Source organism: Longimicrobium sp. (assembly GCF_036280135.1).
Classification (GTDB): domain Bacteria; phylum Gemmatimonadota; class Gemmatimonadetes; order Longimicrobiales; family Longimicrobiaceae; genus Longimicrobium.
Window position 1 is genome coordinate 1 of record NZ_DASURI010000035.1, and the last position, 6,327, is coordinate 6,327.

The 6,327-nt window shown below is 73.4% G+C and carries 6 protein-coding genes; 5 read left to right on the top strand and 1 reads right to left on the bottom strand.

What is annotated here, in order from left to right; genetic code table 11:
• The coding region (locus VFZ20_RS01045; RefSeq protein ID WP_329681952.1) for an FAD-dependent oxidoreductase at window positions 1–338 on the bottom strand (338 nt) is incomplete at its 3' end.
• 185 nt (window positions 339–523) lie between these two features.
• On the opposite strand from VFZ20_RS01045, the gene VFZ20_RS01050 reads away from it, so the two are divergent.
• The 5 genes from VFZ20_RS01050 to VFZ20_RS01070 are packed head-to-tail and all read left to right on the top strand — an operon-like array spanning window position 524 to window position 5,837.
• Entirely contained in the window at window positions 524–1,387 is an 864-nt protein-coding gene (locus tag VFZ20_RS01050) for a carotenoid biosynthesis protein (protein ID WP_329681953.1), read from the top strand.
• Complete coding sequence (locus VFZ20_RS01055) at window positions 1,384–3,396, top strand: squalene/phytoene synthase family protein (RefSeq protein ID WP_329681954.1); 2,013 nt, start codon at window positions 1,384–1,386, stop codon at window positions 3,394–3,396. Before VFZ20_RS01050 ends, VFZ20_RS01055 begins: the two co-directional genes overlap by 4 nt.
• Window positions 3,393–3,977, top strand: a complete 585-nt coding sequence (locus tag VFZ20_RS01060) for a hypothetical protein (RefSeq protein WP_329681955.1) — start codon at window positions 3,393–3,395, stop codon at window positions 3,975–3,977. The genes VFZ20_RS01055 and VFZ20_RS01060 overlap by 4 nt, the downstream gene beginning before the upstream one ends.
• Window positions 3,970–4,674: a lysophospholipid acyltransferase family protein gene (locus tag VFZ20_RS01065; RefSeq protein WP_329681956.1), complete on the top strand. Its 705-nt coding sequence runs from the start codon at window positions 3,970–3,972 to the stop codon at window positions 4,672–4,674. Before VFZ20_RS01060 ends, VFZ20_RS01065 begins: the two co-directional genes overlap by 8 nt.
• Window positions 4,671–5,837, top strand: coding sequence for a glycosyltransferase (locus VFZ20_RS01070; RefSeq protein WP_329681957.1), 1,167 nt, complete (start codon window positions 4,671–4,673; stop codon window positions 5,835–5,837). The genes VFZ20_RS01065 and VFZ20_RS01070 overlap by 4 nt, the downstream gene beginning before the upstream one ends.
• Window positions 5,838–6,327 lie beyond the last annotated feature (490 nt).

Below are 6,327 nucleotides of genomic sequence, written 5' to 3' on the forward strand. Positions count from 1 at the left end.
GCGATCTGCGCCAGCAGCCGCTCCTCGTCCTGCACGTAGTCGAACGAGCTACCGTCGTGAAAGAGGATGCGGTAGAACGGGTCCACGGGGACCAGCGTCACGTAGTCCTCCATCCGCCGCCCGGCCAGGGAGAACAGCTCCTGCAGCAGGTACGGCGCGGTGATGACCGTGGGCCCCGCGTCAAAGGTGTAGCCGTCACGGCGAAAGACCCGCGCCCGGCCGCCGGGCTGGTCCAGCGCCTCCAGCACCGTCACGTCGTATCCCATCACCCGCAGGCGAACGGCGGACGCCAGCCCGCCGAAGCCGCTTCCGATCACGATTGCGCGCTGAGCCTTCACCGGATCTCCGTTCCTGTCGGGACGCCTGATGCAGCCGTGGCAAGGGGAGTGCACGGCGATCGTACCACTCCCGCAAACCTTGTGCAAGCATTGAACGATCGGGTATCGTACTTGCGATCCGCGTACGCTATCGTAGCCGCAGGAATCCCGCCGCGCGGCCGCACACCTGTTCCAGCCGCAGGACGATGATGCCGCACTCGCCCCAATCCGCCGCGCCTTCGGACCGTTTGTCGCGCGCGGCCCTGTGGGTCCTGGTCGCGTTCACGGGCTTTACGCTGGCCGGATACGCCACCTTTGGCCTGCACCCCGGCCTGCTGGCCCGCGTGCCGCAGGTGGCGGGGCTGTACGGCCTGGCGTTCCGCTTCTTTGCCGTGGGCCACGTGCTGGTCGCGGGCGCCGTGCTCTTCGTCTTTCTGCTCCGCCACGCCGGCGCCAAGTGGCTGGCGGCGTTCGCCGTGCTGTACGGCATCAGCCTGACGAGCGAGCTGCTGGGCACCAGCATGGGCATTCCCTTCGGCGAGTACGGCTACACGCCGCTGCTGGGGATCAAGTGGTTCGGCCTGGTGCCGCTGGTCATCCCGCTCAGCTGGTTCTTCATGTCGCTGCCGTCGTACGCGCTGGCGCTGCGGGCCCTGCCCGAGCCGGGGCAGACGGCGCGGCGGGTGCTGCTGGCGTCGCTCATCCTCGTCAGCTGGGACCTGGCGCTGGACCCGGCCATGAGCTACGCCACCAAGTACTGGGAGTGGGGCGAGGTGGGTCCCTACTACGGGATGCCGCTGCTGAACCTCGTCGGCTGGTACGTCACGGGGCTGCTGCTGATGGGCGCGCTGGCGGCCCTGCGCAGCGAGGCGTGGATCCGCCCCCTGCCGCACCGCTGGCTGGGGGCGTACTACCTGGCCAACCTGGCGCTGCCGCTGGGGATGAGCATCGCGGCCGGCCTGTGGGGCGCCGTGGCGGGGACGATCCTGGCCCTGGGCGTCTCGTACGGCGCCGCCCGACTTCTCGCGGGTCGAACGATGGCGACACGCCTGGCGGAGGTGCGCGCGTGAGCCCCGCGACGATGGTGCCGGTGGGGGCGGACGCGCTGGAGACCGTCCGCGCGGGGCTGGCCGTGGCGGCGGAGGGCGCGGCCGCCGCGGGAATGCCGCGCCCGGAGTGCCGCGGCCAGCTGCTGCGTCCCCTGCTGGCGTACGGCGCCTCGCGCTCCGTGGACGGCGGCGCCCCGGCGGAGGGATTCTGGGCGGGTGCGCTGGCCGTGCAGCTGGCGCACGAGGCGTCGCTGGTGCACGACGACATCATCGACCAGGCCGCCACCCGCCGCGGCGCGCCCACGGTGGCCGCGACGAAGGGGATCGGCCCGGCGCTCGTGCTGGGCGACCACCTGCTGAGCGCCGCGTACCGCATGGCGGCCGAGACGGGGAGCCTGGCCTACGCGCGCCTGTTCGCCCGCGCCGTGGAGCGCACCATCGCGGGCGAGGCGGCGCAGGGGCGCGCGGCGGGCCGCCGGCTTACGTGGGACGAGTACCGCGACATCGCCCTGGGCAAGGCGGGGGAGCTGATGGGATGCGCCGTCGCGCTCCCGGCCCTCCTGACGGGGCGGGCGGACGCGGAGGCGCACTTCGAGCTGGGCCGGCGGATGGGCCTCGTGTACCAGATGCTGGACGACGTGCTGGACTACTGCCCCGCGGCCGAGACGGGCAAGCCGGCCCTGGGCGACTACGCGCAGGGCCGGTGGACGTGGCTGCTGGACGAGATCGACGGCATCGCGCTGGGCGGATCGGCGGACGACGTGGCGGCGCGGCTGCACGCGGCGGACGCGGATGGCCGCACGCCCCTGCGCCGCTGCCTGGCACGCCTGGAGGCGGAGGCGGAGGCGCTCGTGGCGGACATCCGCGCCGCGCTCCCCGGCGACGACACGCTTTCATCGCTCGTGCGCCAGTGGATCGACGGCGCGCGGCAGGCCGTGGAGCGCGAGGAGGCCACACGTCAGCCGAGTGTCGAGACGCAGGTCTCCCCCTCCCCCGCGGAGCGGGGGCAGGGAGCCGGGGGGAGGGGGCCCTCGCCCGTGGAAGAAACCCTGCTTCCCGGCATCGTCGTCATCCGCCCCCCCTCCGACCGCCTGCTCTCCCGCGTGCCGGCGGCCAAGGACTGGGAGCGCTACTTTGCCGTGAACTCCCGCTCGTTCCGCTTTGCCGCGCGCTTCTTTCCGCCGGGCGAGTGGGAGCGGGTGGCGCGCGTCTACGCCTTTTGCCGCGTGACGGACGATCTCGTCGACACGGGCGAGGCGGACGCGGAGGAGATGCTGGACGAGTGGACCCATCTGTCCCGTCGGGCGTACGAGGGGCGCGAGACGGGCATCGCCCTGCTGGACCGGCTGATGCGCGAGACCGCGTCCGCCGCCGTCCCCTTCACCTACGCGGCGGAGCTGGCGGAGGGGATGCGGATGGACCTGCGGGCGCGGCGCTACGCGAACATGGCGGAGCTGCGCGTCTACACATACCGCGTGGCGTCCGTCGTGGGGCTGTGGATCACGGAATTGTCCGGCGTCCACACGCCGCGCGTGCTGGAAAAGGCCGCGGAGATGGGCCACGCCATGCAGCTGACCAACATCCTGCGCGACGTGGGCGAGGACTGGCGGCGGGGACGGCTGTACCTTCCCGCCGATCACCTGGAAACGCACGGCATTTCGGAAGATGCGATCGAGGGGATGTGCCGCGGCGACGCGCCGGGCCCGGCGTACCGCCGCATGACGGAGGAGCTGATGCGGAGCGCCGAGGCGTCGTACGCCGCCGCGTTCCCGGCCATCCGTGAGCTGCCGGCCGCGTTCCGCCGCCCGGTGGCGGTGGCCGCGCACGTGTACCGCGGCATCCACGCGCCCCTGCGCCGCGCGGGGTACGACAACCTGCGCCGCCGCGCCGTCACGTCCGGCGCGGCCAAGGCGATGCTGGCCGCCCGTGCCCTGTGGGACCTGTGGCGGCTGGAGCGCCGTCCCGCCCCCGCCGGCGCGGCGGACGGTGACCCGCGCGACGCCGCGCCCGTCCGGCTGGCCGGCGCGTGAAGCGGATCGCGATCCTCCTGTCCGCGCTGCTGCTCATGGTCTTCGCGGATTCCGCCGGCGCGCAGGCGCCCATGCCCGGGGCCCGGACGGGCCTGGCCCAGGTGCGGCACCTGTACTACGAGGCCGTCCAGTCGGAGGGCGCCATCCCCCGCGGGCTGGCGGAGGTGGAGCGGCAGCGCGCCCACACGCGCGACGCGCACGCCCGCGCCACGCTCACGGCGTACGTGGGCGCGTTCACGCTGCTGCGCGCCAAGCACGGCGTGTGGCCGCCGGACCGCCTGCGCCACACGCGGCGCGGCCTGGCCACGCTGGACTCGCTCATCACGGAGCACCCGGACCACGCCGAGGCGCGCTACCTGCGGCTGATGAGCTGCTACTACCTGCCGCGCATCCTGGGCCGTGGCTGGTCCGTGCGCGACGACTTCGCGGCCCTGTCGCGGCTGCTGCCCGCCGTGCGCGGCGACTACCCGCCGGACCTGTACCAGGCCATCGTGCGGTTCGTGCTGGAGAACGGTCAACCCTCACCGGAGCAGCGCGCCGCGCTGGAGGCGTCGCTGCACGCCTCCCTGGGCGATGCCTGACAGCCGCTTCAACCCCCTGGCGGTCGCCGCCTTCGAGGCGTTCTTTCGTCCCTGGCGCGACCGCCGCGTCCGCACGTTGATGGCCGGGCTCCCGGCCGACCTTCCCCGCGACGTCCCGCTCCTGCTCGCCGCCAACCACACCAGCTGGTGGGACCCGTTCACCCTGCGCGAGGTGCAGCGGGTGCTGCGTCCGTCGTCCCCCGTGTTCGTGGTGATGCTGGAGCGCGAGCTGGCCCGGCGCCCGTTCTTTCGGCGGATGGGCGTGCACGGCATCGAGCCGGGCTCCGGCGCGTCGTTGCGGGCATGCGTGCGGCAGCTGCGCGCGCGATTGGCGGAGCGGCCGGACGGCACGGTCGTCTTCTTTCCCCAGGGCCGCATCTGGCCCTCGTTCAAGCGCCCGCTGGGATTCCACCCCGGCGTGGGCCTGCTGGCGCGCGAGCTGGCGCCGCTGACGGTGCTTCCCATCGCGCTGCACGTGGAGCCGCTGAGCTCCACCCGCGCCACCGTCTTTGCTTCCGCCGCGGAGCCCCTCCGCGTGGACGGCGCGCTGCCCCCGGCGGAACTGGAATCTGCCGTCACGGCGGAGCTGGACGCGCTGCTCGCCTTTCTCGCCCGCCACGGCGAGGACGCGCCTGCGCACTGGCCTGGCCCGTACGGCCGCCTGCCGTCCGTCCGCGAGACCGTGGAGGCGACGTGACAGCGCTCGCGCTGGCCTGCGCGGCCGTGCTCTCGGTGATGCTTGCCGTCTCGCTCTTCAACCTGTGGACGGCGCCACGCCTGGAGCGTGCCGGTGAGCCGGATGCGACGCCGAAGGTGAGCCTGCTGATGCCGGCCCGCGACGAGGCGGAGAACCTGCGCCGCACGCTGCCTTCGCTCCTCGCGCAGGATTATCCGGCGCTGGAGATCCTGCTGCTGGACGATCGCTCGACGGACGGGACGGGGGACGTCGCGCGGCGCATCGCATCCGATGTCGGCGGACGGCTGACGGTGCTGCAGGGGGCGGAGCCGCCGGCGGGGTGGGTGGGAAAGAACTGGGCATGCCACCAGCTGGCGAAGGTCGCCACGGGTGAGATCCTCGTCTTTTGCGACGCGGACGTGGAGGCCGCGCCCGCCGCCGTCCGCCGTACCGTGGCGATGCTGCGGCGCCACGCCGCCGGCGCGCTGACGGCGCTGCCTCGTCAGCGGCTGGAGGGCTGGGCCCAGGCGGCCGTCGTGCCGGTCGTGGCGCAGCTGCCCGTGCTGGCGTTGCTGCCGATGCGGCTGATCCCGGTCGTGCGCGCGCCGTCGCTGTCGATGGCGAACGGGCAGTGGCTGGCGTTCACCCGCGCGGCGTACGACGCGTGCGGCGGCCACGCGGCCGTGCGGGGCGAGGTGCTGGAGGACGTGGCGCTGGGCCGACGGATCAAGGCGGCGGGGCATCGGTTGGTGGCATGCGTGGCGCCGGCGCTGCTGGCCGTGCGGATGTACGGCAGCGCGCGCGAGATGCGCGAGGGCTTCCGCAAGAACCTGTATCCGCTGCTGGGCGGGCGCAGACTCTCCTTCGCGTTCGGCGTGGCGCTGCTGGCGTTCGCGTGGCTGGCCCCGTTCGCGATCGCTTTGATCGGCCGGACGCGCATCGCCTTCCTTCCGCTCGCGCTGCTGCTGGTGATGCGGGTGGCGGGGGCGCTGCTCTTTCGGTATGGCTGGCGGACGGTGCTGCTGCACCCCGTCGGTGTGCTGATGGCGGCGGCGCTGGCCGTGGAGTCGTGGATCCGCCACGAGCGCGGGACGGTGACGTGGCGGGGCAGACGGGTGCCGAGTGGGGCGGATGGAGCCGCGGCGGACGGGGCAGGGGGGCGCGGCGTCATGGGTGCCGGATGATCGACGGGAGGCGCGGCCCGCCTGACCTGGAACGTGCTGGATGGCGGCCCGATCGACGGCCGGGTGCGGTGTGGACGGCGATCGGCAGGGTGTTGGCTGTCCTTGGTAGGGAGGCTGCTGCCGGCGAGGGGACGGCCTTCGAATTTTTTTGGAGAGGCATGGTGGCGGCGCCGGGCGCGGAAGTCGGCCCGGGCACATCATCCACCCGATCGCGATCGGTAGAAGTCGGCCCTGGCTGGACCGCGGCGATTTGCGCGGAGGCGAGCCGGGCAGACGCAGCGGATGAGCTACCGACGGCTTTCCTCCGCGGGCAGGGACTTCGCCGCTGCGCCAAGTCCTTGGCAAGGCGGGAAGATCCTTCGGGGCCGCGCGCATCCGGCGCGGTTGAGTTCGTGAGGGCCCCTGAATAGAAAGCCGGGGCTGGCCTCGTGCCTGGAGGCGACACCGCGCGAGCGCCCCCTCCGGGCTCGCGGAGCTCGCCCACCTCCCC